We start from the raw sequence: 25385 nt of genomic DNA, 5'->3' as shown, positions 1-25385 counted from the left end.
ATACCCGGTACCCATCCGGCAGGAGGAGGCGGCGTGCGTCGTACGGTGTTCAACGAGGATCATGAGGCGTTCCGGGAGACCCTCCGCGCCTTCATCGAGGCCGAGGTCGTGCCCGTCTACGACGAGTGGTTCGCCGCCGGCCAGGCACCCCGGGAGTTCTACCAGCAGCTCGCCGAACTCGGGCTCTTCGGGATCAACGTCCCGGAGGAGTACGGCGGTGCCGGGCTCGACAGCCACAAGTTCGAGGCGGTGCAGTACGAGGAGACCGCCCGTGCCGGGGTCACCTTCGGCGGCTCCGGTGTGCATGTGCTGCTCGCTCTGCCGTACATCAAGATGCTCGCCAGTGATGAGCAGAAGAAGCGGTATCTGCCCAAGTTCGTCTCCGCCGAGGAGATGTGGGCCATCGCGATGACCGAGCCCGGCACCGGCTCCGACCTCGCGGGCATGAAGACCACCGCCAAGCTGTCGGAGGACGGCACGCACTATGTGCTGAACGGGTCCAAGACCTTCATCACCGGCGGGGTCCACGCCGACCGGGTCATCGTCTGCGCCCGTACCGCGCCCGCCACCGCCGAGGACCGGCGGCACGGGATCTCGCTCTTCGCCGTCGACACGAAGTCCGAGGGCTACTCCATCGGCCGCAAGCTGGACAAGCTCGGGCTGCGCACCTCCGACACCGCCGAGCTGGCGTTCGTCGATGTGAAGGTGCCGGTGGAGGATCTGATGGGGGAGGAGAACAAGGGGTTCTCCTATCTCGGTGCCAATCTGCCCTCCGAGCGCTGGGGCATCGCCTTCGGTGCCTACGCGCAGGCCAAGGCCGCCGTCCGGTTCGCGAAGCAGTACGTGCAGGAGCGGACCGTCTTCGGTAAGCCCGTCGCCCACTTCCAGAACACCAAGTTCGAGCTGGCCGCCTGCCAGGCCGAGGTGGATGCCGCCGAGGCCGTCGCCGACCGGGCGCTCGAAGCCCTCGACGCCGGGGAGCTGACCGCCGCCGAGGCCGCCAGCGCCAAGCTGTTCTGCACCGAGGTCGCCCACCGTGTCATCGACCGCTGCCTCCAGCTGCACGGCGGCTACGGCTATATGAACGAGTACCCCATCGCCCGCCTCTACGCCGACAACCGGGTCAACCGGATCTACGGCGGCACCAGCGAGATCATGAAGACGATCATCGCCAAGGACATGGGACTGTAATGACCGCGCTCCCCGCGGCCAGAACCATGCACGGTACAACTGGCTCATGAGCCAGGCACTTCAGTCCCTTCTCGATCTGCTCGACCTGGAGCAGATCGAGGAGGACATATTCCGCGGCCAGTCCCGCTCCGCCGTCGTCCCCCGGGTCTTCGGCGGACAGGTGGCCGCCCAGGCGATGGTCGCCGCGGGCCGCACGGTCCCCGCCGAGCGTCTCCCGCACTCCCTGCACGCCTACTTCCTGCGCACCGGCGACCCGGGCGCCCCCATCGTCTACACCGTCGAGCGGATGCGCGACGGACGCTCCTTCACCACCCGCCGGGTCGTCGCCGTCCAGCACGGCCAGCCGATCTTCGCCCTCTCCGCGTCCTTCCAGACCTACGAGGACGGGCTCGACCACCAGGCCGCCATGCCCCCGGCACCCGACCCGGAGACCCTCCCCACCGGCGAGGAGCGGCTGCGCGGCTACGGCCATCTCCACCCCCGGGTGGTCGAGCACATGCTCGACGCGCGCGACGCCGTCGATCTGCGGTACGTCGACGAACCGCCGTACGGCCGCTTCGGCGAGCCCCGTCCGCCGCACTCCCAGGTCTGGTTCCGCGCCAACGGCAAGCTCGCCGACGACGACCCGCTGCTGCATGTCGTTCTCGCGACCTACGTCTCCGACATGACGCTGCTCGACTCCGTGCTGCTCGCCCACGGCCGGGGCGGCTGGGCCGTCGGCGATGTCGTCGGGGCCTCCCTCGACCACGCCATGTGGTTCCACCGGCCCTTCCGCGCCGACGAATGGCTGCTCTACGACCAGGAGTCGCCGTCGGCCGCCGCCGGGCGCGGGCTCGGCCAGGGGCGGATCTACACCCGCGACGGCCGACTCGCCGTCTCCGTCATCCAGGAGGGCGTGGTCCGCGTCCCTCGGTGACACTGGGGCGCATGGCCGACGTTCCCGACTTCTCAGACGACCCCTCCGGCGGCGAGAGCGTCGCCACCGTGCTCGTCGCCGCCGGGGCCAATCTCGGCATCGCCGTCGCCAAGGCCGTCGCCGGGGTGATCAGCGGCTCCAGCGCGATGCTCTCCGAGGCGGCCCACTCCGTCGCCGACACCGTCACCGAGCTGATGCTGCTGGTCGCCCTGAAACGCGGGGTGAGACCGGCCACCGAGGACCATCCCCTCGGCCATGGCGCCGAGCGGTACATCTGGGCGCTGCTCGCCGCCGTCGCCACCTTCGTCGGCGGCGCCGTCTTCTCCTTCTACGACGGCGTCCACACCCTCGTCGTCGGCGAGGAGCCCGGCGACCCCCTCGTCTCGTACATCGTGCTGGGGGTCGCCTTCCTGCTGGAGGGCTACTCCCTGCGTACGGGGGTGCGGCAGGCGCGCGGTGAGGCCGCCCGGCTGGACACGCCCTTCCGGCGCTATCTGCGGCACACCCCCGACACCGCCGTGAAGGCCGTCGTCCTGGAGGACACCGCCGCCCTCGCCGGGCTGCTGCTGGCCGCGGGCGGGCTGCTCGGCGGCCAGCTCACCGGCTCCGGTGTCTTCGACGGCGTCGCGTCCCTGCTCATCGGCTCGCTGCTGCTCTGGGTGGCCTGGGTGCTCGGCCGCTCCAACGCCGAACTCCTCATCGGGCGCGCCCTGCCCGCGCCGATGCGTGAGCGCGTCCGGGCCGAACTGCTCGCCGTCGAGGACATCGAAGCCGTACTGGAGCTGACCACCCTCGTCCAGGGGCCCCGGCAGGTGCTGATCGCCGCCAAGGTCGACTTCCGGGACGTGGCGACCGCCGCGCAGGTCGAGTGGGCCTGCGAGAGCGCCGAGGCGCGGCTGCGGGCCGCGTTCCCCGGCATCGGGCGGGTCTATCTCGACCCGACACCGGGGTACGCGCAGCGGCGTGACGAGGGGCTCAACCCCTGGCCGTGAGGGGGCTGGCCCTAGTTCCCGCTCAGGCCCGCCTCCGACAGCAGGTACGCCGTCATCGGGTCGTAGTACCGGGGGCTGACCACATGGTCGTCCAGCGGTACCACCACCTGGACCGTGCCCTCCGACTCGGCGAGGAACAGCGCCGGGTCGTTGCAGTCCGCGTAGCCCACCGAGTCCACCCCGTGCTGGCCCGCGTACCCGGCCCAGCCGTGGTCGGCGACCACCAGGTCGGGCAGCGGGCGGCCGTCGCGCTCCAGCGCGGTAAGGATCGCCTTCATCGGCTCCCCGGAGTGGGTGTGCCACAGCGTCGCCCCGTGCTCCAGCATCGCCACGTCCGCGAACTGCATGACGTACCCCTCCTCCGTCTGGAGGCCGTCCGGGATGACGACGATGTCGCAGCCTGCGGCGCGCAGCGCGGCGGCCGTCGCCCGGTGCACATCCAGCAGCCCGCCCGGGTGGCCGGTGGCGAACAGCACCCGCTGCTCGCCCGCCGCCGCCTTGCGCAGCCGGGCCGCCATCCGGTCCAGCGCGGCCACCGTCAGATCGGGGTCGATGGTGTCCTGGCCGTGCCGGTGCTCCGGGTCGTCCACCACACCGACCCGCTCGGCCATCACCGCGAGCACGTCCTGCTCGTCGGTCCAGCGGTCGCCCAGCTCCAGACCGAGCCAGAAGTTGCGGACGCCGTTGGCGAGCTGACGGTAGTGGGAGAGATTGTTCTCACGCGGCGTGGCGACCTCGCCGGCGATACGGGTCTTGACGAGATGGTCGACGAGTTCGGCGCGGCTGGGTGGCGGAGTCCCGGGTATCGGCATGGCTCCCATTGTGGGCCACGTCCCCCCGCCCGTCCCGGGCGTTTTGCAGGCTGGGACCCGCGTCACCTGTCTCCCGTGTATCTCCTGTGTCTCCAGTGCCGCCACGGTTCCGTGCGCTCGGACCCGCGTCACCGTCTCCGGCGTTCCGCGTGCCGCGACCCGCCGCCTTACCTGTGCGCGGCGTCGCGCGTGCCGGGGCCCGCGTCACCCGTCCCCGGCCGTTCCGTGCGCCGGGGCCCGCCTCTCCCGTCCCCGGCGTTCCGCGCGCCGGGACCCGCGTCACCGTTCCCGGCGTTCCGCGCTCCAGGACCCGCGGCACCCGGTCACGCCCGCCGCAGGGCGAACCACAGCTCCATCCGTACGTCCGGGTCGTCCAGGTCCGCCGCCAGGAGGGTCGCGCAGCGGGTGATGCGCTGGCGGACCGTGTTGCGGTGCACGGACAGGGCGACCGCCGTGCGGTCCCAGCTGCCGTGCAGGGACAGCCAGGTGCGCAGGGTGTCGGTCAGGGCGGGGCTGTCGGCGAGCGGCGCCAGCAGCGCGTGGGCGTGCGCGGTCGCCTCGTCCTCGGTGATCAGCTCGGCCAGCGCGGGGCGTGCGCCGTGCCGGACCAGGGGCGCGCGGGTGGCCCGCGCGCGGGCCAGTGCGCGGGCCGCCTGGGTGTCGGCGGCGGGCCAGTCGGCGGGCGCGGCGGGGGCGCTCACCCCGAGGGTCCAGCCCGGCTGGGGCAGCGGCTCGCGCGCCGGGGGCAGCAGGACCCGTACGACACCGTCGGCCGGGTCGGTCAGATCGGTCAGCGGGGAGCCGAGTGCCGCGCCCAGGCCGGAGGCGCCCATCGGGTCGGCGGGGCGGGCCGTGGGGCGGGCGTGCACCACCAGCCAGGGGGCGTCCCCGGTGCCGTCCGTGAGCAGCGGGGCCACCTCGGGGACGGGGGCGCCCAGCAGCAGCCGGACCAGCGCGGCGGAGCGGGTGGCCGCCGTACCGCTCTGGTGCTCGCCGGTCAGCAGGGTCAGCAGGACCGCCGCCAGTGAGGCGATGGCGTGGTCGGCGGGGTCGCGGCGCCGGGACGCCAGTCCGAGGGCGAAGCCCTGGCCGGAGCCGAGGGCGTACGCCGTGAGGTGGACGCCGTCGGCGGTGTCGGTGGCGGTGGTGGAGGTGCGGCCCGTGACCACCCGGGTCAGCCGGGTCAGCGCCTCGGTCACGGGGGTCACAGGGGTCACAGGGGTCACAGGGGCGCCCGGTGTGGCGGCCGCGCGCGCCTCGGTCACCGGCTCGCCCGGCGCGGCGCCCGCGCCCGCGATCTCCCGGCCCTCCGGCCCGTACAGCACCGCCCGGCCGCCGATCCGCTGGGCGAGCTGGCGCAGCACGGACGGCACCGGGTCGGGGCGGGCCGCCGCCGCGGCCAGGCTCTGCTGGGCCTCGCTCACCCGGCGCAGCTCCGCGTGGCGCACCCGGGCCATCAGCTGCCAGACCGCGCGGCCCACCGCCGCGAACGTGGTCGGCGGCGGCACCTCCAGCAGCGGCATCCCATGGCGGTCGCAGGCCGCGACCAGCGCCCGGGGTACCGTGTCGTGGACCGGCGCCACCCCGAAGCCGACGGCCGCCCCGCCCGCCTGGGCGACCCGGGCCACGTAGTCGTCGAAGTAGGTGCCCGAACCGGCCGCCTCCGTGATGTGCACGCCCGCCGTCAGCAGCAGCTCACCGCCGAGCAGGTAGGGGTACGGGTCGGACATCTCCGAGGTGTGCGCGCCGTGGATCACCACACCGGACGCGTCCGGGCCCGCGATCTGCCGCAGCGCGAGGTCTTCGCGGGCCAGCAGCGCGGAGAGCGGGACGGGCGGAGTGGGCGGGACGGGCAGCGCCGCCGGCGATGGTGCCGGTGATGCCGGTGATGCCGGTGGTGTGACCTGGTCGGGCATGGTGTGCGTTTCCTCCACCTCGTTTCGCCGGAATGGATGAAACGTACACTTCGCAGCCGCTTTCCGGCCACCTAAGGTCGGTCCAGACCGGCGGTGCCGGGTCCGCGGGTACGGGCGTATGTCCCCGCGGCGGCCACCGCGGACCACGTCCCCATCTGCACGACACGCCACCCGAGGTGCGCGAAGGAGGGCCCTATGGCCGTCGACTACATCGTGATCGTCGTCTATCTCGGCGGCATGCTCGCCATGGGCTGGTGGGGTATGCGCCGCGCCAAGTCCAAGAGCGAGTTCCTGGTCGCGGGCCGCCGCCTCGGCCCCGCCATGTACTCCGGGACCATGGCGGCGATCGTGCTCGGCGGTGCCTCCACCATCGGCGGTGTCGGTCTCGGCTACCAGTACGGGCTGTCCGGCGCGTGGCTGGTGCTCACCATCGGGTTCGGGCTGCTCGCCCTGTCGATCTTCTTCTCGGCGCGGATCTCCCGGCTGAAGGTCTACACCGTCTCCGAGATGCTCGACCTGCGCTACGGCGGACGGGCCGGGGTCATCTCCGGTGTGGTCATGTGGGCGTACACCCTGATGCTCGCGGTCACCTCGACCATCGCCTACGCCACGATCTTCAACGTCCTCTTCGACGTCAACCGCACCCTCGCGATCGTCCTCGGCGGCTCCATCGTCGTCGCCTACTCCACGCTCGGCGGGATGTGGTCGATCACGCTCACCGACATGGTGCAGTTCGTGGTGAAGACCATCGGTGTGCTGCTGCTCCTGCTGCCCATCGCGGTCGTCAAGGCGGGCGGCTTCGCCGAGATGAAGGCGCAGCTGCCGACGGAGTACTTCGACCCGCTGGGCATCGGCGGCGAGACCATCTTCACGTACGTCCTGATCTACAGCTTCGGCATGTTGATCGGGCAGGACATCTGGCAGCGGGTGTTCACCGCGCGCAGCGACAAGACCGCCAAGTGGGGCGGCGCCATCGCCGGTACCTACTGTCTGGCGTACGCCATCGCCGGTGCCGTCATCGGGACCGCGGCCAAGGTGATGTACCCCGACCTGGCCTCCCCGGACGACGCCTTCGCCACCATCGTCAAGGACGAACTCCCCATGGGGGTGCGGGGGTTGGTGCTGGCCGCCGCGCTCGCCGCCGTGATGTCGACCTCCTCCGGCGCGCTGATCGCCTGCGCGACCGTCGCCAACAACGACATCTGGTCGCGGCTGCGCGGCCTGGTCAGACCACAGGCCGCGGCCGGCGAGCCGCACGACGAGGTGAAGGGCAACCGGGTCTTCATCCTCGTCATGGGCGTCGCCGTGATCCTCGCGGCGATCGCGCTCAACAATGTCGTCGAGGCGCTGACCGTGGCGTACAACCTGCTGGTCGGCGGGTTGCTGGTGCCGATCCTCGGCGGGCTGCTGTGGAAGCGCGGCACCGTGCAGGGCGCGCTCGCGGGCGTCGCCGTCGGCGGTGTCTCCGTGGTCGTCCTGATGGCGACCTTCGGCATCCTCGCCAACGAGCCGATCTACTACGGGCTGCTCGCCTCGCTGGCCGCCTATGTGATCGTCTCGCTCGCCACCCCGCCCACCGACGCGGCCGTGCTGGCGGCCTGGCGGGAGCGGCTGGCCGGGCGGGCGCCCGAGCCGGACGCCGAGCCGGTACCGGCCCCGCAGTAGAGTCATAGAACAAATGCCATAAGGCAGAGTGAAAGTAGGCAAACCCATTATGAGCAGCAGCGAGACGCCCCGCGGCCCCGTCGACTCCTCCCGGATTCCCCGGTACGCCGGGCCCGCCACCTTCGCCCGGCTGCCCCGCCTCGACGAGGTCGGCACCGCCGATGTCGCCGTCGTGGGCGTGCCGTTCGACTCGGGCGTCTCCTACCGGCCGGGCGCCCGCTTCGGCGGCAACGCCATCCGCGAGGCGTCCCGGTTGCTGCGCCCCTACAACCCCGCCCAGGACGCCTCCCCCTTCGCGCTCGCGCAGGTCGCGGACGGCGGGGACATCGCGGTCAACCCGTTCAACATCCACGAGGCCGTCGAGACCATCGAGGCGGCGGCGGACGACCTGCTCGGCACCGGCGCCCGGCTGATGACGCTGGGCGGCGACCACACCATCGCGCTGCCGCTGCTGCGCTCGGTCGCCCGCAGGCACGGCCCGGTCGCGCTGCTGCACTTCGACGCCCACCTCGACACCTGGGACACCTACTTCGGCGCCGAGTACACCCACGGCACCCCGTTCCGGCGCGCGGTCGAGGAGGGCATCCTCGACACCTCCGCGCTCTCCCACGTCGGCACCCGCGGCCCGCTGTACGGCAAGCAGGACCTGACCGACGACGAGAAGATGGGCTTCGGCATCGTCACCTCCGCGGACGTCTACCGCCGGGGAGCCGACGAGATCGCCGACCAGCTCCGCCAGCGCATCGGCGACCGCCCGCTGTACATCTCCATCGACATCGACTGCCTCGACCCGGCCCACGCGCCCGGCACCGGCACGCCCGAGGCGGGCGGCATGACCTCCCGCGAACTGCTGGAGATCCTGCGCGGTCTGGCATCGTGCAACCTGGTGTCGGCGGACGTGGTCGAGGTCGCGCCGGCCTACGACCACGCCGAGATCACCTCGGTCGCCGCGTCCCACACGGCGTACGAACTCACCACGATCATGTCCCGTCAGATTGCCGAGGCCCGCGCGAAGTGACTCACGACCACGACCTGGTGCTCCGTCCGACCGAGGCGCAGACCGCCAGCGCACTGAACCCGCCGCCCGGCCGCAACGGCGGTGACCTGGTCGTGGAGACCCTGTCCGGGCTCGGCGCGACGACCGTCTTCGGGCTGCCCGGACAGCACGCGCTCGGCATGTTCGACGCGCTGCGCCGCAGCGCTCTGCGGTACGTCGGTCTGCGGGTGGAGAACAACGCGGGGTTCGCGGCGGACGCGTACGGCCGGGTGACCGGCGAGGCGGCCCCTCTGCTCCTCTCCACCGGCCCCGGCGCGCTGACCTCGCTGGCCGCGCTCCAGGAGGCACGGGCGGCCTCCGCGCCGGTCGTCGCGATCAGCAGCCAGATCCCGGTGGCGGGCCTGGGCGGCGGACGCCACGGCTATCTGCACGAACTCCCCGACCAGGCGGCGTCCTTCCGGGGCGTGGTCAAGTCCGTCCACCAGGTCCGTACGGCGTCCCAGATACCGTCGGCCCTCGCCGAGGCGTGGCGTTCGGCGCTGACCGCCCCGCACGGCCCGGTATGGGTGGAGATCCCGCAGGACGTACTCCTCGCCGAGACGTCCCTCCCGGTGGTGACCGGCGTGGACGCGACCCCGGAGGACCTGGTCCCCCGGGTGGAGCTGACGGCGGTCGCGGCGGCGCTCCTCTCGGCGGCCGAGCGCCCCGCGGTCATCGCGGGCGGCGGAGTGGTCCGCGCGGACGCCTCCGGCAAGCTCCTCGCCCTCGCGGAGAAGCTGGACGCGCCCGTGGTGACCACGTTCGGCGGCAAGGGCGCGTTCCCCTGGGACCACGACCTCTCCCTCCAGTCCTGGCTGGAGGACCGCCACATGACCGACCTCCTGGAGGACGCCGACGTCCTCCTGGTCGTCGGCTCGGGCCTCGGTGAACTCTCCTCGAACTACCACACCTTCAAGCCCCGCGGCCGGGTGATCCAGATCGAGGCGGACCTCGGCAAACTGGAGTCCAACCACCCGGCCCTCGGCATCCACGCCGACGCCCGCCTCGCCCTCCAGGCCCTCCTGGAGACGGTGGAGGAGCGCAAGGACGACACGGCGAGGGACCGCGTCCGCGTGACGCTGGAGAAGATCGCCGCCCGCATCACCGCCCAGGACCTGACCCTGGAGCAGAAGGTCCTCGCGTCGGTCCGCGCGGCCCTCCCGGACACCTCCCCGTCCTTCTGGGACATGACGATCCTGGCGTACTGGGCCTGGTCCGCCTTCGACCCGCGCGCCACCAACGCCATGCACTCCGCGCAGGGCGCGGGCGGCCTCGGCTACGGCTTCCCGGCGGCTCTCGGCGCGGCGGCGGCCGACCCGTCCCGCCCGGTCCTGGCCGTCTCCGGCGACGGCGGCGCCCTCTACTCCATCGCCGAACTGGCCACGGCCCGCCAGTACGACCTCCCGGTGACCTGGCTGATCGTCGACGACGGCGGCTACGGCATCCTCCGCGAGTACATGACCGACGCCTTCGGCGAGGCCACGGCGACGGAACTGACCCGCCCGGACTACGCGGCCCTCGCCCAGTCCTTCGGCGTCCCCGGCGTCCACACGACCCCGGAAACCCTGGAGACGGACCTGCGCGCTGCCCTGACGACACCTGGTCCGTCGGTGGTGGTGCTTCCGGCGGTACTGCGGATGTTCGCGGCTACGCATCTGGGGTGACGGGGGGTATCGCTCCGGGTGACGGGGGAGCCCCCGTCACCCCGCCTCGCGTGATGACGGCCGCATCCCGACCGGGGTGCGGCCGTCACGCGTCTACCAGATCGCCTCCACCCACTCCGGATGGTCGATGAACGGGTTCCGGTTGTTCTGGTAGTTCGTGTAGATCAGGTCGTTGCGGCGCTTTTCCGTGGTGTCCGGGGGGTCCTCGTCGTTCCACTGCTTCAGGACCGTGAGGCGGCCGTGGTAGGGGACGCTGCCGTTGCTGACCGTGTCGTTGGGCTCCAGGTTCGGCCAGCCGTCGGTGCCCTCGTAGCGGACCGCCATGTAGAGGATCATGCGGGCCACATCGCCCTTGACGGCGTCGCGGGGCTCGAAGGAGTTGGAGTCGGTCAGGCTGCCGCCGCTGTTGGTGAAGGGGGCGCCGCCGTTGTCGAAGTCCTTGTTGCCGCGTACCGAGTTGACCTGGACGTCCTCCGGGCGCAGATGGTGCAGATCGGTGCCGGGGCCGGTCGCGGTGCCGAAGTTGCCGTGCGACTGGGCCCAGACGTGCTCCCGGTTCCACTGGCCCGTGCTGCCGCCGTTGGACGACTTCGAGCGGGAGATGCCGGAGTAGAGCAGGACCACGTTGGCGCTGTTGCGGGGGTCCTGGTCGGTGACCTTCAGGGCCTCCCAGACGGCCGAGTAGGAGATCTTCGTCTGCCTGCTGATGATCGTGTTCAGCGCGGACTTCAGGGCCGGGCCGGTCTTGCCGATCGCGGTGGCGTAGTAGGTGTCGTCGTAGGCGGCGGTGGTGGTGGTTGCCGCGGTGGCGGGGGGTGCCGACAGGGCGGGGACTGCCAGGGTCAGCAGGACGGCCGCCGTGGCGAGGGCGACCGGGCGGCGGCGGAGGTGCGTCACGGGCATGGGGTGTCCGTTCTCGCGGGCGTTCTACGCGGGTTGACGAGAGGGTGCTCCGAGCGTGACATGGACATGATGAAGGAAGGGTGTCCATGGGGTGACTGTTGTGTGTCGGGTGTCACGGACCTGTCCGCTCCGGTAACGGAACGGCCAGCTTTGGCCATGACGTACAACCGTTCCCACCGGTCCGCGAGTCATAGCGGGCATGACTTTCGGGATATCCAGAAGCGCGCGATGGGTCGCCGGCGGCGTCCTCGTCGCCAGCGTGGCCGCCATCACCCCCGCGTCGGCCGCCGCAGCGCCCACCGTCGCCTGCACCTCCGCCAAGGCGGGCCTCGCCGCCAAGCTCAAGAAGGACATCACCGCCGCCCTCGCCAACCGCGCGGGCACGGTGGCCGTCGGGGTCTACGACCGCTCCACCAACACCACGTGCACGCTCCGCGCGTCCAGTGCCTACGACTCCGCCAGCGTCGTCAAGGTCACCGTCCTCGCCGCGCTGCTCTGGGACGCGAAGAAGACCAACCGGTACCTCACCACCCGCGAGACCCAGCTCGCCACCGCCATGATCACCAAGTCCGACAACGCCGCGACCTCCACCCTGTGGCGGCAGCTCGGGCTCACCAAGATCAAGGGCTTCCTGACCGCCGCCAAGATGACCCAGACCAAGCCCGGCGCCAACGGCTACTGGGGTCTCACCCAGATCACCGTCACCGACGAGCAGAAGCTGCTGAAGCTGATCACCGCCAAGAACAGCGTCCTCAGCGACAACGCGCGCGCCTACATCACCAAGCTCATGGGCAAGGTCGTCGCCTCCCAGAAGTGGGGCACCCCCTACGGTGTGCCGTCCGGCGTCACCGTCGCCGTCAAGAACGGCTGGCTCCAGCGCTCCACCCACGGCTGGCGGGTACACAGCGTCGGCACGTTCAAGGGACGCGGCCACGACTACTCGATCACCGTGCTCACCCATGGCAACAGCACCATGAACTACGGGATCGCCACCATCCAGGGCGTCGCCAAGGCCGTCCACAAGGATCTGGCCGCCAGCTGAAATTGGCCAACTCGCGGCCCTGACCGGCCATCCCTTCACGGGATGTCCCACCCCCGGACACCCGCTCGTCCTACCGTGCGGCCATGCGCCCCAGAACCGCACACACCGTACGTACCGTACGCACCGCACTGGCCACGCTCACCGCGGGCGTGGCCGCCGCCACGTGTCTGACGGCCGCCGGGCCCGCCACCGCGGCCGCCAGGAACGAGTGCTCGCCCGCCGTCACCATCCAGGGCTTCTCCGACGCCCTCGACGAGACGACCTTCGAGGGCACCTTCGTCGGCAACCTCTCCGCGCTCGCCGTCGACCGGCGCGGCACGCTCGCCGCCCTCTCCGACCGCTCCGCCCTCTTCTCCCTGGACGGCCGCACCCTCCAGCCCCGCGCCGTCACCCCGCTCGCCGACGAGAACGGCGCCGCGCTCGACTCCGAGGGCCTGGTCGTGGACCGCGACGGCACCTACCTGGTCTCCACCGAGGGCGAGCCCGCCGTACGCCGCTACTCCCCGGGCGGCGAGATCCTCGGCCGCCTCGCCGTGCCGGACGCCCTGCGGGTCGCCCCCGCCGGCCGGGCCGTCAGCAACGGCACCTTCGAGGGGCTCACCCTGCGCCCGGACGGCCGTACCCTCACCGCCGCCATGGAGTACGCGCTCAGCGGCGACAGCCCCGGCACCGTCCGCTTCCAGACCTGGCGGCGCGACGCGCGGGGCGGCTTCGCCCTGGGCGCCCAGTACGCCTACCGGACCGACGCCGGGCTCGGCGTCCCCGAGATCACCGCCCTCGCCGACGGCCGCCTCCTCGTCCTGGAGCGCGGCTACACCGCCGGGTACGGCAACACCGTCCGCCTCTACCTCGCCGACCCGCGCCGGGCCACCGACACCAGTGGCGTCGCGTACCTCACCGGGCAGCCCGGCGTACGGACCGCCGCCAAGACGCTCCTCGCCGACCTGGTCGACTGCCCCGACCTCGGCGCCACCGCCCGCCAGCCGCAGCCCAACCCGCTCCTCGACAACATCGAGGCGATGGCGGTCACCGGGAAGCACGGCGGACGCCTCGACGTGGTCCTCGCCAGCGACGACAACCAGAGCGTGAACCAGATCACGCGGTTCTACCGGCTCACGGTCCGTCCCGGCGGCCACTGACCCCTTCGACACCGGCACCTCGCCCCGACAGCCCCGGCCGCGCACCGGGGCTTTCGTGCGAGTGGGGAAATCCCCCCCCGGACGGGTATCGGTTCCGGAATGCCCGTCGGTGAGCGAGGCCGGTTCGCTGTCGAACTCCTGTCGTCGGCTTTCAGCCGTCTATCAAACTCCTGTCGTCGGCTTTCCGGCGCCCACCGCTGTGGCAGTGTCGTCATGTCAACGCATGACGCTGCCATTCCCAAGGGCCGCACAATGAGAGCTTACGGAGAGTGCCTTGAACGCTCCTGATTCGGTGTCGCATGGATTCGGGCGACGTAACATCCTCAAATTCGGGGCGGTCGGCGCGATAGCCGCTGGCGCCACGGCATTCGCGCAGAAGAGCGCGTTCGCGGCGCCCGCCGACTCCGCTCAGCATCTCCAGGCGCTCTACCAGGACGCGCTCGACGAGGGCGGTCGGCTGGTCGTCTGGGCCGGGGGCAGCAACCCCAACCAGGAGGCCGCGACCCGCGCCGCGTTCCTCGCCGCCTTCCCCGGCACCGACGCCACCTTCACCGTCCGCTACAGCCCCGTCCAGGCCGCCCTGGTCAACCGGCAACTGGCGCTCGGCGGCCTGGAGCCCGACGTGGTCCAGCTCCAGACGCTGTACGACTTCGACCACTGGAAGGCGGCCAACGCCCTTCTGCCCTACCGTCCGCCGGGCGCGACGAAGGTGTTCCCGGGGTACCGGGACCCTGACGACACCTATATCGGGATCAACGTCCGCTCCTTCGGCCGTACCGTCAACAGCGCCCTGGTCGGCGCCGCCGAGGCGCCCGGGGACGCCACCGACTTCCTGGCGCCCGCGTTCCTCGACAAGATCGTGTTCCCGGACCCCACCGCCGAGGACGCCGTCCTTTTCGCGTTCTACCTGATCACCCAGAAGCACGGGCTGGGCTATCTGGAGCGGCTCATGGCGCAGCGCCCCCTGGTCGTCGCCAACGCGGGTGCCACCGCGGCGGCGCTGAACAGCGGCCAGCGCACGGTCTCCCTCGCCCATCTCGCCCCGCTCGCCCCCGTCACGGGCCAGTCCCTGCGCTATGTCGTGCCGCGGACCGACGCGTTCATGAGCTGGCCGCAGACGGCGGCGATCCTGCGCCGGGCGGCGAACCCGGCGGCGGCCAAGCTGTACCTCGCCTGGCAACTGAGCGCCGAACGGCAGGGCCTCGGCCCGCAGTGGCCGGCCCGCCGCGATGTGACGCCCCCCGGCGGCTGGCGGCCCATCACCGCGTACAACACCTCACGGACCGCTTTCCGGGAATTCCTGCGCGACCGCGAGGAGGTCGAGCGCTACCGTGCGGTGATCAGGACGTTCGTCGCCCCCTGACGGAGCGGGTGATATCGCGGCGCGGGGTGGTGATGAATTCCGGGCCGCGTTTCCTGGGAAGGTGAGGCGGTGGTGATTTCCTGCGCCGCGTTTCCCGGGAAGGTGGGGCGGTGGTGAATTGCCGCGCCGTATTTCCCGGGAAAGCGTGAGGGCCGTCCAGGTTTCCTCGGACGGCCCTCATTTCTTCTGTTCCCCGACCTCTGTTCCCCGGCTTCTGTCCTCCGACTTCTGTCCCCCGACTTTTGTTCTCCCGCAGGCCCTGCCGTTCTCCCGCAGGTCCGCCTCGACTCAGGTCGCCGGGACGACCCCCGTCGTCAGCAGCACCAGGATCACCACGCCCACCACGACCCGGTACCAGATGAACACGCTGTAGCTGTGGTGCGCGATGAACCGCAGCAGCCATGCCACCGCCGCGTACCCGACGACGAAGCTCACCACCGTCGCCGTGATCGTCGCGGGCCAGCCCACGCCGTTGGAGATCGCGTCGAACTCGGTCACCGTCTGGAGCACCGCCGCGCCCGCCAGCGCCGGGATCGACAGCATGAACGACAGCCGGGTCACCGTCACCCGGTCGAGGCCGCGCAGCAGACCCGTCGACGTCGTCGCACCCGACCGCGAGACGCCCGGGATCAGCGCCATGCACTGCACCAGGCCGATGATCAGGGTGTCCTTCCAGGTCACGTCCCCCTCACCGCGCGTCTGCGTGGCCCGGCGGTCCGCGAACCACATCACCCCGGACCACAGGATCAGCGCGATGGAGACGACGTACAGCGTGCGCAGGGTCGTCTCGATGTGGTCCTTGAAGATCAGCGCGACGATCCCGATCGGGATCGAGCCGATGATCACCGCCCAGGCGAACTTGTAGTCCGGCTCCCGGCGGGCCTCACGCCGGGTGAGTCCGCGTACCCACGCCGTGATCAGCCGCGCGATGTCCTTGCGGAGATAGATGATGGTCGCCAGGACTGCGCCGATCTGGATGATCGCCGTGAAGGCCGTGATGTCGGGATCGTCCGGGGAGTGGCCGAGCAGCCGCTCCAGAATCGTCAGATGCCCGGTACTGGACACCGGCAGGAACTCGGTGAGCCCCTCGACCGCCCCCAGGAATACCGCCTCGAATATGTTCACGCAGCCCTCGTCTTCCCCACACGTACCAAGAACACCAGGAGCCTAGGGACCCGCCCGGCCCGCCCGTACCCGACCCCCGTCAGGAGCCGCCCCCGACGATCGGCAGGGGGCACGGACCGCCCGAGAAATGTTGCGGTGGGATGAAATCCGCCCCGCCCGGCGTTGCGAGATGCGGAGCACCCGGCACAACGGAGAGGCGGCGGCGTGGCAGCGAGGCGGGGATGGATACGGCGGCTGGCCGCGTACGCCTGGCGCCATCCGAAGGACGTGATCCTCGCCCTCGGCTCCTCCCTGGCGGGCATGGCGGTCATGGCCGTCGTCCCGCTGATCACCAAGGTGATCATCGACGATGTCATCGGGGACAAGTCCAGGTCCATGGGCACCTGGGCCGCGCTGCTGGTCGTCGCCGCCCTCGTCGTCTACGTCCTGACCTACATACGGCGCTACTACGGCGGCCGGCTCGCGCTCGACGTCCAGCACGATCTGCGCACCGAGATGTACGACACGATCACCCGGCTCGACGGACGCCGTCAGGACGAGCTGTCCACCGGACAGGTCGTCGGCCGTGCCACCAGCGACCTCCAGCTGATCCAGGGCCTGCTGTTCATGCTCCCGATGACCATCGGGAACGTCCTGCTGTTCGTGATCTCGCTGGCCATCATGGCGTGGCTGTCGCCGCCGCTGACCCTGGTCGCCATCGCCGTCGCGCCCGCCCTGTGGTGGATCGCGAAGCGCTCCCGCTCCCGGCTGCACCCCGCCACCTGGTACGCCCAGGCCCAGGCCGCCGCCGTCGCCGGAGTGGTCGACGGGGCCGTCAGCGGCGTCCGGGTCGTCAAGGGGTTCGGCCAGGAGGAGCAGGAGACCGGCAAGCTCCGCGAGATCGGACGCAAGCTGTTCGCCGGGCGGCTGCGCACGATACGGCTGAACTCCCGGTACACCCCCGCCCTCCAGGCCGTGCCCGCGCTCGGCCAGGTCGCCATGCTCGCCCTCGGCGGCTGGCTCGCCGTCCGCGGCAACATCACCCTCGGTACGTTCGTCGCCTTCTCCACCTATCTCGCCCAGCTCGTCGGCCCGGTCCGGATGCTCGCCATGGTCCTCACCGTCGGCCAGCAGGCCCGCGCGGGCACCGAACGCGTCCTGGAGCTGATCGACACCGAGCCGTCCATGACCGACGGCACCAAGGACCTGCCCGCCGACGCGCCCGCCACCGTCGAGTTCGACGACGTCTCCTTCGCCTACCACGACACCACGCCCGTGCTGCGCGGACTCAGCTTCGAGATCCGCGCCGGGGAGACCCTCGCCGTCGTCGGCTCCTCAGGCTCCGGCAAGTCCACCGTCTCCCTGCTCCTGCCGCGCTTCTACGACGTCACCCACGGGGCCGTGCTGATCGGCGGGCACGATGTGCGCGAGCTGACCCAGAGCTCCCTGCGCGCCGCGATCGGGCTGGTCCCCGAGGACTCCTTCCTGTTCTCCGAGACCGTCCGCGACAACATCGCCTACGGCCGCCCCGACGCCACCGACGAGCAGATCCACGCCGCCGCCCGCGCCGCCCAGGCCGACACCTTCATCAGCGAGCTGCCCGACGGCTACGCCACCAAGGTCGGCGAGCACGGACTCACCCTCTCCGGCGGCCAGCGCCAGCGCGTCGCCCTCGCCCGCGCGATCCTCACCGACCCCCGCCTCCTCGTCCTCGACGACGCCACCTCCGCCGTCGACGCCCGCGTCGAGCACGAGATCCATGAGGCCCTGGGGCAGGTCATGAGCGGCCGTACGACCCTGCTGATCGCGCACCGCCGCTCCAGCCTCAACCTCGCCGACCGCATCGCCGTCCTCGACGGGGGCCGCCTCGCCGACCTCGGCACCCATGAGGAACTCCAGGAGCGGTCCGCCCTGTACCGGCGGCTGCTCACCGACCCCGACGAACTCGGCGGGGTCTCCCCGGGCCACGCCCCGCCCGCCGCGCCCCGCGAGGACACCACCCTGCGCGCCGAACTCGACGCCGAGTTCGACGCCGAGCGCGGTATCACCCCCGCCCTGTGGACCGGCGACCGCGAGCCCAAGGACCTCGCCCTCACCGGCACCCCGGCCACCCCCGAACTCCTCGCCCAGGTCGACGCCCTGCCCCCGGCCACCGACGTCCCCGGCGTGGACGAGGCCCAGGCCGTCCGCCCCGAGGCCCACTACGGGCTGAGGCCGCTGCTGCGCGGCTTCGGCCGCCCCCTGCTGATCAGCCTCGGGCTGGTCGCCCTGGACGCCGGGATGGCGCTGCTGCTGCCGGTGCTGATCCGGCACGGCATCGACAGCGGCGTCACCGAGGCCGCCCTCGGCGCGGTGTGGGCCGCCTCCGCGCTCGGTGTGATCGCCGTCCTCGCCCAGTGGGCCGCCCAGACCGGCGAGATCCGGATGACCGGCCGTACCGGCGAACGGGTGCTGTACGCGCTGCGGCTGAAGATCTTCGCCCAGCTCCAGCGGCTCGGCCTGGACTACTACGAGCGTGAGCTGACCGGGCGGATCATGACCCGGATGACCACCGACGTCGACGCCCTGTCCACGTTCCTCCAGACCGGTCTTGTCACCGCGTTCGTCTCCGTGGTCACCTTCTTCGGCATCATGGGCGCCCTGCTGGTCATCGACGTCCAGCTGGCCCTGGTCGTGTTCGTCACCCTGCCCCCGCTGATCGTCGCCACCTACTTCTTCCGCAAGGCCAGCGTGAAGGCGTACGAACTGGCCCGTGAGCGGGTCTCCGTGGTCAACGCCGACCTCCAGGAGTCGGTGTCCGGGCTGCGGATCGTGCAGGCGTTCGGGCGGGAGCGGGACGGCGGGCGGCGGTTCGCCGAGCGCAGCGCCGACTACCGGCGGGCCCGTGTCCGTGGACAGTGGCTGATATCCATCTACTTCCCGTTCGTGCAGCTGCTGTCGTCGGTCGCCGCGGCGGCCGTGCTGATCGTGGGCGCCGGACGGATCGAGGCGGCGACGCTCACCACCGGTGCGCTGGTCGCCTATCTGCTCTACATCGATCTGTTCTTCGCGCCGGTCCAGCAGCTGTCCCAGGTCTTCGACGGCTACCAGCAGGCGTCCGTCTCGCTCGGGCGCATCCAGGAGCTGCTGCGTGAGCGGACGTCGACGGGGGCTGTGCGGGAGCCGCGGGAGGTGCGCTCGCTGCGGGGGGAGATCGCTTTCGAGGACGTCCACTTCGCGTACGGCGGTGGGGTGGATGGCGTGGATAGCGTGGATGGCGTGGATGGGGGGAACGGGGAGGCCGGTGACTTCGGGAAGTCCGGGGCGTCCGGGAAGTCCGGCGCGTCCGGCGCGTCCGGCGAAGAGGCGCTCACCGGCATCGAACTGCGTATCCCCGCCGGGCAGACCGTCGCTTTCGTCGGTGAGACCGGCGCCGGGAAGTCCACCCTGGTCAAGCTGGTCGCCCGGTTCTACGACCCGACCGGCGGCCGGGTCACCGTCGACGGCGCCGATCTGCGCGACCTCGACCTCACCTCGTACCGTCACCGCCTCGGGGTCGTCCCCCAGGAGGCGTACCTCTTCCAGGGGACCGTGCGGGACGCCATCGCCTACGGGCGGCCCGACGCCACCGACGCCCAGGTGGAGGCGGCGGCCCGCGCGGTCGGCGCCCACGAGATGATCGCCACCCTGGACGGCGGCTACCTCCACGAGGTCGCCGAGCGGGGCCGCAACCTCTCCGCCGGACAGCGCCAGCTGATCGCGCTGGCCCGCGCCGAACTCGTCGACCCGGACGTGCTGTTGCTCGACGAGGCCACGGCCGCGCTGGACCTGGCCACCGAGGCACAGGTCAACCAGGCCACCGACCGGCTCGCGGGCCGCCGTACCACGCTGGTCGTCGCCCACCGGCTGACCACCGCCGCCCGTGCCGACCGGGTGGTCGTCATGGACCACGGCCGGGTCGCCGAGGACGGCACCCATGAGCAACTCCTCGCCCTCGACGGCCGGTACGCCCGGCTGTGGCGCACCTTCACCGGTGCCCCGGAGGCACCCGAGGAGGGCGAGCCGGTGGCCGCCGCCCGCTGAACCGCCCGTCCGGCCGCCCGACCGGGCCGGTGCAACCATCGGACGGGCCCGCGGCGTCCGTACACCCGTACGGCGGTGTCGTCGGACGTGGGAGGGGCGGTCGTGGGCTGGGGTGTGCTGCACCGGTGGCTGATGGTCGGCGTGGCCACGCTCTGCGCGTCGGCGCTGTTCGCCCTGCTGACCCCGGCGCAGGCGCGGGGCGAAGCCGCCGCCGGAGTGGGCTGCGCCGGGCGCAAGGTGCGCAGCCTGCCGTTCGCGACCGGTTCGGTCCAGGTCTTCAAACGCGGCAGCTATGTGTGCGCCATGACCCTGCCCAAGACGGTCGGTGGCCGGAAGCAGATGTCCGTGTCCGTACAGGCGCGCGGCAACCGTCCGGTGGTGGACGGGGGGCGCTACGTTCGGCGCGCCGGGCCGGTCACCGTCCACGCGGGGCAGCGGTGTGTCCGGGTGCGGGGGGCGGTGGGGAGCGGGAGCGTCAGCTCCGGCTGGATCCTGTGCTGAGGGCCGGGCACGAGGGGCTGGGCACGCCGGGGCCGGGCACGCCGGGCCGGGCACCTGGCCGGATCTGCCTTTCTGACGAACGGTCCCGCAGGGAGGGAAACCCCTAGGGATCGTCAGCACCCCTTGGTGGGAACGGTGTTGCTCCGATAGCTTCCGGCGCACATCTGTTTCACAGGGAGGGTGCATGAGTAAGGCGCTCAGATGGCTGCTCGCGCTCACGGTGTTCGTCGGGACACTGAGCACGGCAGGGGCGGCCACCGCCGCCCAGCAGCCGGAGGCCACGGACATCAAGGACCGGCTGCTCGCGATACCCGGTATGAGCCTGGTCCAGGAGAAGCCGTACCCCGGCTACCGCTTCTTCGTCCTCAACTACACCCAGCCGATCGACCACAAGAGGCCCTCCCAGGGCACCTTCCAGCAGCGCGTCACCGTGCTGCACAAGGACGTCTCCCGCCCCACGGTCTTCTACACCGGCGGCTACAACGTCTCCACGAACCCCAGCCGCCGCGAGCCCACCCAGATCGTGGACGGCAACCAGGTCTCCATGGAGTACCGCTACTTCACCCCGTCCCGCCCCAGCCCGGCCGACTGGACCAAGCTGGACATCTGGCAGGCCGCCAGCGACCAGCACCGCATCTTCAGCGCCCTGAAGCCGATCTACAGCGAGAACTGGATCTCCACCGGCGGCTCCAAGGGCGGCATGACCGCCACCTACTACGAGCGCTTCTACCCGCGTGACATGGACGGCGTGGTCGCCTACGTGGCCCCCAACGACGTGGTGAACAACCAGGACAAGGCGTACGACCGGTTCTTCGCCGGGGTCGGCACCAAGGAGTGCCGCGACCGGCTGAACGGCGTGCAGCGCGAGGCGCTGGTCCGCCGCGAGGCGCTGGAGGAGCGGTACGCCGCCTACGCCGCCGAGAACGGCTACACCTTCACCACCGTCGGCAGCCTCGACGAGGCGTACGAGGCCACCGTCCTGGACTATGTGTGGGGCTTCTGGCAGTACAGCCTGCTCGCCGACTGCGCCACCATCCCGGCCGACGCGAAGAACGCGACGGACGACGACCTGTGGAACACCATCGACACCATCGCGGGCTTCTCGTTCTACACGGACCAGGGCCTGGCGCCGTACACCCCGTACTACTACCAGGCGGGCACCCAGCTGGGCGCGCCCACCATCACCTTCCCGCACATCGAGAAGAAGTACGTCCGCTACGGCTACCTGCCGCCGCGTTACTTCGTGCCGCGCTCCATCGACATGAAGTTCCAGCCGAACGCCATGCGGGACATCGACAGCTGGGTCCGCCACAACGCCCGTCAGATGCTGTTCGTGTACGGCGAGAACGACCCGTGGGGCGCCGAGCCGTTCCGCCTGGGCAAGGGCGCCCGCGACTCCTACGTGATGACCGCGCCCGGTGCCAACCACGGGGCGAACGTGGCCGGTCTGGTCGCCGACGAGAAGGCGCTCGCCACGGCGAGGATCCAGAAGTGGGCGGGGGTCGCCCCGGCCGCCGTCCAGCAGGACGCCGACCGTGCGAAGCCGCTGGCCCGCTACGACGCGAAGCTCGACGTGCGGGATGTGGAGCGGGAGCTGACGCTGCGGCCGTGACGCTCCGCTGAGTCTCCTGGGCTTCTCGCGGAGCCTTTTGTGGAGCTTCCTGTGGGGCCTCTTGAGGAGCCTCTTGTGGGGGCTTCTCGCGGGGCCGGTCCTTCCTCTCGGGGAGGGACCGGCCCCCTTCTTGTTCTGTGGTGGTGGTGCTCCGGTCAGTAGGACAGGCCGTGGCCGAGCGGGTACAGGTCCTCGCCGGGGGCGTCCGCGCGGGGCACCGGTACGGGGAGGCGGCCCCGGGGGCGGACCCGTCCGGCGATCACCCGTGCGGCGGCCCGCAGTTCCACGTCCGTCCAGGAGTAGGTGGCGAGGGCGGCGCCGACGCCGGGCAGCTGGGCGATGTCGTACGGGTTGCGGATCGCCACGGTCACCACCGGCTTCCCGGTGGCCAGCAGCCGGTTCACCAGGGTGCGCTGACCGCTCGCCGCCGAGACGTTGTACGTGGCGACGACCACCGCGTCCGCCCCGGCCGCCGCCGTCACCGCGCGCTCGATCGCCGCCGAGGTGGGGGAGATGCCGGTGGACAGCGCGGTGGCGCCGAAGCCCTGCCCGGTGAGGGCGTCGGCCAGCACGGTGGTGGGCGGGCCGGTGGTGCCGGACGGCGAGGCCGGGTCGGCGCCCACCACCAGCAGCGCGGGGTGCGCCGTACGGGCCAGCGGCAGCAGCCGGTCGTTGTTGACCAGCAGGGTGGTGGTGCGCTCGGCGATCCGGTCGGCCGCCGCCAGATGGGCCGGGGCGCCGACCGTGCGGTCCACCCCGGACCGGGTGACGTACGGCGCCTCGAACAGCCCCAGCCGGGCCTTCAGCCGCAGCATCCGCAGGATCGATTCGTCCAGGCGTGATTCCGGCAGCTCGCCGTCCTGGAGGGCGTTCAGTACGGCGTTCCACGCCACGTCCAGCCGGGGCGCGTTCAGCAGGACGTCCACCCCGGCGCGCAGCGCCAGCACCGGCACCCGGTCGTCGCCGTACTTCTGCCGTACGCCCGCCATGTCGAGGGCGTCGGTGACCACGAGCCCGTCGTAGCCCAGTTCCTGACGGAGTATCCCGGTGACGACCGTGCGGGACAGGGTGGCGGGGTCGCCCGAGTCGTCCAGGGCCGGGAACAGCAGGTGCGCGGTCATGATCGAGTCGACGCCCGCCTTGATCGCCGCGCGGAACGGCGGCGCGTCCAGCGCCTCCCACTGGGCCCTTGTGTGGGTGATCACCGGGAAGCCGTAGTGGCTGTCGACGGCGGTGTCGCCATGGCCGGGGAAGTGCTTGGCGGTCGCCGCGACCCCCGCCGCGCGGTAGCCGGTCACCTCGGCCGCGGCCAGGGCGGCGACGGCGTCCGGGTCGGAACCGAAGGAGCGGACGCCGATCACCGGGTTCGCCGGGTTCACGTTCACATCGGCGACGGGGGAGTAGTCCTGGCGGATGCCCATCGCGCGCAGCTCCGCGCCCGAGATCCGGCCGAGCAGACGGGCGTCGCCGCGCGAGCCGCCCGCGCCGATCGCCATCGCGCCGGGGAAGAGCGTCGCCGGGCGGCCGATCCGGGCGACGATGCCGTGCTCCTGGTCCGTGGAGATCAGCAGCGGGAGGCCGCGCGGGCGGGTCAGGGAGGCGTTCTGGAGGCCGTTGGAGAGCGCCGCGATCTGGTGGGGGTCGCGGGTGTTGTGTGCCCAGCCGAAGTAGATGACTCCGCCGAGGTGGTACTTGGCGACCAGCTCGGCGGGGGTGCGTACGCCCAGCTCCCGCAGGTTGGCATCGATGTCGGCCTGGTCCGGGGCGGTCGCGGAGTGGCCGTAGGCGCGGGAGACGAAGAGCTGGCCGACCTTCTCCTGCGGGGTCATGCGGGAGATCAGGGCGCGGAGGGTGCGGTCGGAGGGGCGGGTGGGGTGGGCGTCGGGGTGGCGGCCGGGACGGTCGGCGGCCGGGTGGGTCGCCGGGTGGGTTGCCGGGTGGGTTGTCGTGTGGGGGGAGGCGGCTTGGGTGTCCGCGCCGATCGTCAGGGCGGCGGTGACTCCGGCCGTGGCGGCGAGAACGGTACGTCTGGAGGGCACGTGCGCTCCTTCCGGAGGTGATCCATTGAAGGAAACTTCCGAGACGTCACCAGTATCGGGGAAGTTTCCTTCAGTCAAGGGAGTGCACGGTAACCGGTGCGGGGGTGGGGGTGGGGGAGGGGAGGGTGGGGGTGGGGAGGGAGTGTCGGAGGGGGCGTTGGGGGAGGTGGCGGAGGGCGTGTTGGGGGGGGGCGGTGTCGGAGGGGGCGTTGTGGAAGGTGGGGGAAGGTGTCGGGGGGGCTCCGGCGTCAGGGGTGTGGGGCGGGTGGGGTCAGCCGGAGGAGCGGGCCGACGCCTCCGGCCAGCGGGCGCGCAGGGTCCGTACCGTCTCGGCGATCGCCGGACGGCGTGCCGCGCCCTCGCGCCACAGCGCGTACAGCCGTCGTACCGGCACCGGGTCCAGCGCCAGTTCCACCACGCCGGGTGGCAGCGGGCCCCGGCCCAGGCGGGGGATCAGGGCGATTCCGAGACCGGCCGCGACCAGCGCCACCAGGGTCGGGTTCTCGTCCGCCTGATGGGCGATCTCCGGTTCATGCCCGGCCGCGCGCAGGGTCCGCAGCAGCCAGTCGTGACAGATCCGGCCGGGCGGCTGGCACACCCATCGGTGTCCGCCCAGGTCCGCCCGCCCGACCGTCGTACGGTCCGCCAGCGGATGGCTCTCGGGCACCAGCAGGGTGCACTGGTCCTCGCCGATCGCCGCCCGCTCCACCCCCGGCGGGACCCGCAGCGGGGCGATGTCCCAGTCGTGCACCACCGCCATGTCCACCGCGCCCTTGGCGACCATGCCGACCGAGAGATGCGGATCGACCTCGCTGAGCCGGGCGTCCAGCGCCGGGTGCCGGGCGGCGAGATCGGCCAGCACGTACGGCATCAGCCCGCGCGCCGCCGACGCGAACGCGGCCACCGTCAGCCGCCCGGCGGGCTGCCCGCGCCGTTGCTCCAGATCCGTCTCCGCGCGCTCCACGATCGCCAGCAACTCCCGTGCGGCGAGCACCAGTTGCTGTGCCTCGTCGGTGAGCCGCACGCCCCGGCCCTCCCGCTCCAGCAGGACCGTACGGGTCTCCTTCTCCAGCTTGGTGATCTGCTGCGAGACGGCGGAGGGGGTGTAGCCGAGGGCGGCTGCGGCGGCGCCGACCGTGCCGTGCAGGGCGACGGCGTGCAGGGCGCGGAGGCGCTGGAGATCGAGCATGACCGGCACGGCTCCGTTCGGGTCGTTGTTCGGGTTGTTGTTCAGGTCGTGTTCGGGTGACGGTTTTGGTGATCGTTCGGGTGACTGTTCTGAATGGCCGTTCTGGTGGCCGTTCCGGTGGTCGTTCGGGTGTTTGTTCGGGTGCTTGTTCTGCTGATCGTTCGATCATTGTTCAGGAACGCTGAATCCAAGCATGCATCAATCATTGCTGGTGCTTCACGACCGGTCCGGGTCATTCT

At 71.6% G+C, this 25385-nt stretch carries 18 protein-coding genes; 12 read left to right on the top strand and 6 right to left on the bottom strand.

Annotated features, from left to right (window positions below; translation table 11 throughout):
* Positions 1 to 33 precede the first annotated feature (33 nt).
* Genes AB0D49_RS27280 through AB0D49_RS27270 form a run of 3 tightly spaced genes read left to right on the top strand, consistent with a single transcriptional unit; the run spans position 34 to position 3099 of the window.
* Positions 34 to 1191, top strand: a complete 1158-nt coding sequence (locus tag AB0D49_RS27280; protein WP_362762026.1) for an acyl-CoA dehydrogenase family protein — start codon at positions 34 to 36, stop codon at positions 1189 to 1191.
* 46 nt (positions 1192 to 1237) lie between these two features.
* On the top strand, positions 1238 to 2107 hold the full coding sequence (tesB, locus tag AB0D49_RS27275) for an acyl-CoA thioesterase II (RefSeq protein WP_362762024.1): 870 nt from the start codon (positions 1238 to 1240) through the stop codon (positions 2105 to 2107).
* 11 nt (positions 2108 to 2118) lie between these two features.
* Positions 2119 to 3099 carry a cation diffusion facilitator family transporter gene (locus AB0D49_RS27270; RefSeq protein WP_362762022.1) on the top strand — a complete coding sequence of 327 codons (981 nt, stop codon included), beginning with the start codon at positions 2119 to 2121 and terminating at the stop codon, positions 3097 to 3099.
* Between the two features lie 11 nt (positions 3100 to 3110).
* On the opposite strand, the gene AB0D49_RS27265 is transcribed toward AB0D49_RS27270, so the two are convergent.
* Both AB0D49_RS27265 and AB0D49_RS27260 read right to left on the bottom strand, forming a co-directional pair.
* The gene (locus AB0D49_RS27265) at positions 3111 to 3911 is read right to left on the bottom strand and encodes a phosphatase (protein WP_362762020.1); all 801 of its coding nucleotides are present in this window, start codon (positions 3909 to 3911) and stop codon (positions 3111 to 3113) included.
* A 323-nt stretch (positions 3912 to 4234) separates the two neighbouring features.
* Positions 4235 to 5827 carry a PucR family transcriptional regulator gene (locus AB0D49_RS27260; protein WP_362762018.1) on the bottom strand — a complete coding sequence of 531 codons (1593 nt, stop codon included), beginning with the start codon at positions 5825 to 5827 and terminating at the stop codon, positions 4235 to 4237.
* A 195-nt stretch (positions 5828 to 6022) separates the two neighbouring features.
* Here AB0D49_RS27260 and AB0D49_RS27255 point away from each other — a divergent pair, with 195 nt between their 5' ends.
* Genes AB0D49_RS27255 through AB0D49_RS27245 form a run of 3 tightly spaced genes read left to right on the top strand, consistent with a single transcriptional unit; the run spans position 6023 to position 10192 of the window.
* Complete coding sequence (locus tag AB0D49_RS27255) at positions 6023 to 7492, top strand: sodium:solute symporter (protein WP_362762016.1); 1470 nt, start codon at positions 6023 to 6025, stop codon at positions 7490 to 7492.
* Between the two features lie 49 nt (positions 7493 to 7541).
* Positions 7542 to 8510: an agmatinase gene (gene speB, locus AB0D49_RS27250; protein WP_362762014.1), complete on the top strand. Its 969-nt coding sequence runs from the start codon at positions 7542 to 7544 to the stop codon at positions 8508 to 8510.
* On the top strand, positions 8507 to 10192 hold the full coding sequence (locus tag AB0D49_RS27245; protein WP_362762012.1) for a thiamine pyrophosphate-binding protein: 1686 nt from the start codon (positions 8507 to 8509) through the stop codon (positions 10190 to 10192). Before speB ends, AB0D49_RS27245 begins: the two co-directional genes overlap by 4 nt.
* Before the next feature lie 93 nt (positions 10193 to 10285).
* Here the strand turns inward: AB0D49_RS27245 and AB0D49_RS27240 are convergent, their stop codons facing one another.
* The gene (locus AB0D49_RS27240) at positions 10286 to 11095 is read right to left on the bottom strand and encodes an endonuclease (RefSeq protein ID WP_362762010.1); all 810 of its coding nucleotides are present in this window, start codon (positions 11093 to 11095) and stop codon (positions 10286 to 10288) included.
* 199 nt (positions 11096 to 11294) lie between these two features.
* Here AB0D49_RS27240 and AB0D49_RS27235 point away from each other — a divergent pair, with 199 nt between their 5' ends.
* The 3 genes from AB0D49_RS27235 (at position 11295) to AB0D49_RS27225 (ending at position 14639) form a co-directional block, all read left to right on the top strand.
* On the top strand, positions 11295 to 12137 hold the full coding sequence (locus tag AB0D49_RS27235; RefSeq protein WP_362762008.1) for a serine hydrolase: 843 nt from the start codon (positions 11295 to 11297) through the stop codon (positions 12135 to 12137).
* A gap of 83 nt (positions 12138 to 12220) precedes the next feature.
* Positions 12221 to 13276 (top strand): esterase-like activity of phytase family protein, encoded by a 1056-nt coding sequence (locus AB0D49_RS27230; protein ID WP_362762006.1) that lies wholly within the window; start codon positions 12221 to 12223, stop codon positions 13274 to 13276.
* A gap of 274 nt (positions 13277 to 13550) precedes the next feature.
* Positions 13551 to 14639, top strand: a complete 1089-nt coding sequence (locus tag AB0D49_RS27225) for an extracellular solute-binding protein (protein WP_362762004.1) — start codon at positions 13551 to 13553, stop codon at positions 14637 to 14639.
* Between the two features lie 288 nt (positions 14640 to 14927).
* On the opposite strand, the gene AB0D49_RS27220 is transcribed toward AB0D49_RS27225, so the two are convergent.
* Positions 14928 to 15764: an undecaprenyl-diphosphate phosphatase gene (locus tag AB0D49_RS27220; protein ID WP_362762002.1), complete on the bottom strand. Its 837-nt coding sequence runs from the start codon at positions 15762 to 15764 to the stop codon at positions 14928 to 14930.
* Positions 15765 to 15968: 204 nt separating this feature from the next.
* Between AB0D49_RS27220 and AB0D49_RS27215 the strand changes: the two genes are divergently transcribed.
* From AB0D49_RS27215 to AB0D49_RS27205, 3 genes are all read left to right on the top strand, one after another.
* Positions 15969 to 19805, top strand: coding sequence for an ABC transporter ATP-binding protein (locus AB0D49_RS27215; protein ID WP_362762000.1), 3837 nt, complete (start codon positions 15969 to 15971; stop codon positions 19803 to 19805).
* A 102-nt stretch (positions 19806 to 19907) separates the two neighbouring features.
* Positions 19908 to 20306, top strand: a complete 399-nt coding sequence (locus AB0D49_RS27210) for a hypothetical protein (protein WP_362761998.1) — start codon at positions 19908 to 19910, stop codon at positions 20304 to 20306.
* A 184-nt stretch (positions 20307 to 20490) separates the two neighbouring features.
* Positions 20491 to 21918, top strand: coding sequence for a S28 family serine protease (locus AB0D49_RS27205; protein ID WP_362761996.1), 1428 nt, complete (start codon positions 20491 to 20493; stop codon positions 21916 to 21918).
* Between the two features lie 155 nt (positions 21919 to 22073).
* On the opposite strand, the gene AB0D49_RS27200 is transcribed toward AB0D49_RS27205, so the two are convergent.
* Together AB0D49_RS27200 and AB0D49_RS27195 are read right to left on the bottom strand one after the other, a co-directional pair.
* The gene (locus tag AB0D49_RS27200) at positions 22074 to 23957 is read right to left on the bottom strand and encodes a glycoside hydrolase family 3 protein (protein WP_362761994.1); all 1884 of its coding nucleotides are present in this window, start codon (positions 23955 to 23957) and stop codon (positions 22074 to 22076) included.
* A 271-nt stretch (positions 23958 to 24228) separates the two neighbouring features.
* Positions 24229 to 25146 carry a LysR family transcriptional regulator gene (locus AB0D49_RS27195; RefSeq protein WP_362761992.1) on the bottom strand — a complete coding sequence of 306 codons (918 nt, stop codon included), beginning with the start codon at positions 25144 to 25146 and terminating at the stop codon, positions 24229 to 24231.
* Positions 25147 to 25385: the final 239 nt, after the last annotated feature.

Origin of the sequence: Streptomyces sp. NPDC048290 (genome assembly GCF_040652095.1) — a bacterium.
Taxonomy (GTDB): Bacteria; Actinomycetota; Actinomycetes; order Streptomycetales; family Streptomycetaceae; genus Streptomyces.
The sequence above is the reverse complement of the archived record's forward strand: the minus strand, read 5'-3'. Positions and strand labels throughout refer to the sequence as shown.